This window comes from Geobacillus zalihae NBRC 101842 (genome assembly GCF_001544135.1).
Lineage (GTDB): Bacteria > Bacillota > Bacilli > Bacillales > Anoxybacillaceae > Geobacillus > Geobacillus zalihae.
Map to the genome: position 1 here is coordinate 1 of NZ_BCPV01000036.1, position 3,936 is coordinate 3,936.

A 3,936-nucleotide genomic window follows, 5' to 3' on the forward strand; every position below is an offset into this window, starting at 1 on the left:
CGGGGAAAAATTGCTCGATGAAACGTTTGAAGCCGCCAATGATGAAGAAGCGAAAAAAATCGGTGAACAAAAGCTGCGCGAGCGCGGCTGTTGGGACAAAACACACCGTTGCGTCAATGCGAGCGGCAAGCTCATTTTATTTCACCGCTAATCAAAACACCCCGGGGTTGTTCCCGGGATGTTGTTATTTATCCAAATATTTCCTTTAATATATTGATTTTCTCTTCCGTATATTCGGCGAAATGCTCGTTGTACACTTTCGGCTCTTTTGGGTTCGCCTGGCGGGTGATTTTCCGCGTTTTCGGATCAACGAATTTGCTTGATGCCCCGCAGCCAAGGCCGATGATCGACTGTTGCTCTTCCATAATCATGATGTTGTAGATGCTCTCATTCCCCGGCAGCGCGTAGCCGACGTTTTCAAGGTTGCCGAGAATGTTTTTTTGTCGATACAAATAGTAAGGGACATAACCGTGTTCCTTTGTCCATTCTTGGGCCGCCTTCATCATCGCCTGCACTTCCTCGCGGCTGGCGACTTTGTACTTTTGTTTGTTCTTTGTCATTTCCGACGCCCGCTTGAACGACAGCGTATGAACGGTCAGCGACTCGGGCAGAAGCCGTTCCGTCTGTTCAAGCGTATACGTAAACTCTGGAAGCCCTTCGCCCGGCAGTCCGATGATTAAGTCCATGTTGATGTTGTTCATCCCCATCTGCCGCGCCAAGTGGAACTTCTCAATCGTTTCTTCAACGGTATGATGGCGCCCGATCGCTTTTAACGTCTCCTGAATGTAGGATTGCGGGTTAATGCTGATGCGGTCGATCCGCCATTTTTTCAACACTTCGAGCTTCTCCGGCGTAATCGTATCCGGACGCCCGGCTTCGACCGTGATTTCGCGGACGCGGTCGACGTCTGGAAATACGTCATACATATGAGCGTACAGCCGGTCCATCTCGTCGGCCGTAATGCTCGTCGGCGTCCCGCCGCCGTAGTAAATCGTTGTGATGCGGATGCCGCGCTCGCGCAAAAAGCGGCCGACCGCCTCCATTTCGTAATGAAGGCCGGCCAAAAAGGCGTCGACCGACCCTTGGCGGCCGTTGATGGCGTACGCCGGAAATGTGCAATAGGCGCATTTCGTTGGGCAAAATGGAATGCCGATATAGATGCTCACTTCGTGGGCCAAATCGTACAAATCCGGCACGACCGTGAGCTGGCGGTCCACGATCGCTTGCATCAATTCGATTTTTTCGTTTGTCACTAAATACTCTTCAGCCAGCTTCCGGTGCGCCTCTTCTTTCGAAAGGCCTGAGCGCAAAAGCTGATGAAGCAGCTTGACCGGACGCACGCCGGTCAGCACGCCCCACGGCTGAATGAGGCCGGTAGAACGCTCAAGCAACGTCAAATAGACATGCAAAACGGCGTTTTTCAGCTGTTTTTCGTACGTTTTCCCGTCAGCATCCGCCGGCGTGCTGCATTCATGACGCGCTTCCTCCACGCGCCCGGACGTCTTGTCGAGAAGCGTCCCAGAAACAGCGATGCACCCGTCTTCCTTGACGGAAAACATAGCGGCCATATCGGCCTCGGGAAGCGGCGCGAACGACAGCTCCGGCGCTTCGAAGAACAGCTCGGTCATCACTTCGAGCGGGCGCTGAAACCGTTCCGGATGCGGCAGTCCTTGAATTTCGATCCGCACGTTCATCACCTTTTCTTTCAAACTTCTTTCAGTGTACTGAACGGCTGTTTCCTTCGTCAAGCGGAAGAATGCACCTTTGCCACCGACTTTATGGAAATGACTCCCGCCCGGCCAACTAGATTAAAAAAGCCGGGCATTCGCTCCGGCCTCATTTTTATGATTTTCGTGAAAACGGCAAGCGCCAGTTGTCCGCTCACGGTTCGCTCCCCGCTCAAGCTTCTTACTGTTTCGTTTTGAGTTTTTGCAAAAACTCGATCCGTTGCTGTTTGCGGAAATGTTCTTTCACCATGTAGGCGACGCCGAGCTGTTCGTTCGAACGCGTCACCCAGTCGGCCGCCCGCTTCACCTCAAGCGGCGCGTTCCCCATGGCGACGCCGAGCCCAGCCGCTTCAATCGCCGGCAAATCGTCAAGGCCGTCACCGATCATCACCGTTTCTTTCAACGATACGCCGATATGTTGAGCCAACCGGCGCAACCCCGCTAGTTTAGACACTCCTTGCGGGACAATTTCCATTTTTCCGTTTGGCTGCATAATCATATCAATGGACGGAATCGATTTCGTCAATAAAGCGGCCGCTGCATCCCTCTCTTCGTCTGTAGCAAAATATACATCAATTTTCGGCACAGCGATCGGTTCGTCCATCAACACGTCGCCAAGCGAGTCGACAAATTGGGTCGGATAGAAAAACGGGTCGCTTGAGGAGAGAACCGTTTGCACGACAAGGTTTTTCTTCACTTTCTTCCGATTGCCGAGCGAATACCGCTCATGCATGAGGCGGATGTTGCAGTTGAAGTTTTCCAAAATTTGCACGATATTAAACGTCCGCTCCTCAGGGATCACGGCGTCAAACAGCCTATCATCAAGCGTTCTGGCAATCATCGCTCCTTGGAATGCAATGAGCATCCCATCAAGCCGCAGCGCTTTCGCCACTTTGCGGGCGGAAAGCAAATTGCGGCTCGTGATTAACGTAACATAAACTCCTTTTTTCTTCACATAGTCGACCGCCTCTTTCGTTTCGCGCGGCAGGCGGCCGTTGTTTTTTAAAATCGTTCCGTCAATGTTGAGCGCCAACAGCTTATACACGGCTGTCTCCCCCTTTTGTCCGTCTCAACCTCTCTTGCCGCCGCCAGCAAGCTGGCGGCGGCTTTGCATTCCTTATCATTTTCATGACTATGACGAAACGGACAAAAAAAGAACACCCGACCGGGTGTTTTTCCTATCTTCCTTCCATGAATGAACGGTGCAACTCCTCAAGCGGCTTCATGGCGATTTGCTGAACCTCGGCAATGGTTATGCTCATTTGCTGCTCGAGCGCCATCAGGCGGGCGAGTTTCTCGTTTTGCTGGGCGAGCGCCATCGCCTTTTGCGCCTGTTCGATTTCATCAGGCAAAATGGCCGCCCCGCGCATCTGTTTTTCATGGAGCCGAAGCTGGATGTCGCGGACATTCGCGAACATTCGATAGGCGATTTCATCTCGGCGGACATCTTCGTATGCCCGTTTCAGCTGCTGAAACGGCTCGCTCGCCCGAATCGCCTGCTCAAGCTGTCTAGCGAGCGCATGAAGGGGTTCAGACATAAAAAGAGCCTCCTATACGAATATCGTTCACGTTCTAACGTATGCGCCATCTGACGGCGATATGCCACAGCCTACAGCCATAAGCCAATGACGCCTTGAACGGCGCCGATCAGCCCGCCAAGCAAGGCGCCCAAATACGTAATCATCTTTAGTTCACGGCGGGCGATCGATAAAATGATCGCTTCCAACCGTTGCAACGAAAATGACTCTACTTGTTCACGGACGATATCTTCAAGCCCAAGCTGCGCCACGATTGCCTCAATCTTGCCGCTAAGCAGGCGGCTGGCTGCTTCCGCCGCCTGCGGGATGAGACGACCAAACAAGGGCTGTTCGTATGGGGCGAGCAGTTCGGCAAGCGGACGGTTCAGCCATCCGCCGCTTTGCACCAAGCGGCGGGCAGCCGACCGCACCGCTTCATCGATGCGCCGGCGGCCGATCATCTCTTCCACGGTTGCGAGCGGATAGTCCAACCATTTGTTCCACTCCGTCCAAAGAAGGCGGGAGAGCACCTCTCTTGTGCCAGCATGGCGCAAAAATTTACCGAGCTCCGCCTGCACCTTATCGACGAAATGGACATTGCCAAGCAGCATCTGCAGCATATTTCCAACCATCCCGCGCTCTTGGAAAAAACGCTCGATCATGCTGGAAATCTGCTGCTTTCCCTCCTCGCT

5 protein-coding genes are annotated in these 3,936 nt (G+C 53.3%); 1 reads left to right on the plus strand and 4 read right to left on the minus strand.

Features of this window, described 5'->3' with window-relative positions:
• On the plus strand, positions 1–151 hold a 151-nt coding region (locus GZ1_RS18315; RefSeq protein ID WP_157074365.1), incomplete at its 5' end, for a YhzD family protein.
• Between the two features lie 37 nt (positions 152–188).
• Here the strand turns inward: GZ1_RS18315 and GZ1_RS11130 are convergent.
• The 4 genes from GZ1_RS11130 to GZ1_RS11145 form a co-directional block, all read right to left on the minus strand.
• Complete coding sequence (locus GZ1_RS11130) at positions 189–1,694, minus strand: coproporphyrinogen III oxidase (RefSeq protein WP_060788490.1); 1,506 nt, start codon at positions 1,692–1,694, stop codon at positions 189–191.
• Positions 1,695–1,908: 214 nt separating this feature from the next.
• Positions 1,909–2,772 carry a Cof-type HAD-IIB family hydrolase gene (locus GZ1_RS11135; protein ID WP_015374026.1) on the minus strand — a complete coding sequence of 288 codons (864 nt, stop codon included), beginning with the start codon at positions 2,770–2,772 and terminating at the stop codon, positions 1,909–1,911.
• A 133-nt stretch (positions 2,773–2,905) separates the two neighbouring features.
• Entirely contained in the window at positions 2,906–3,265 is a 360-nt protein-coding gene (locus GZ1_RS11140) for a YlbF/YmcA family competence regulator (RefSeq protein WP_013146245.1), read from the minus strand.
• 71 nt (positions 3,266–3,336) lie between these two features.
• On the minus strand, positions 3,337–3,936 hold a 600-nt coding region (locus tag GZ1_RS11145; RefSeq protein WP_157074366.1), incomplete at its 5' end, for a DUF445 family protein.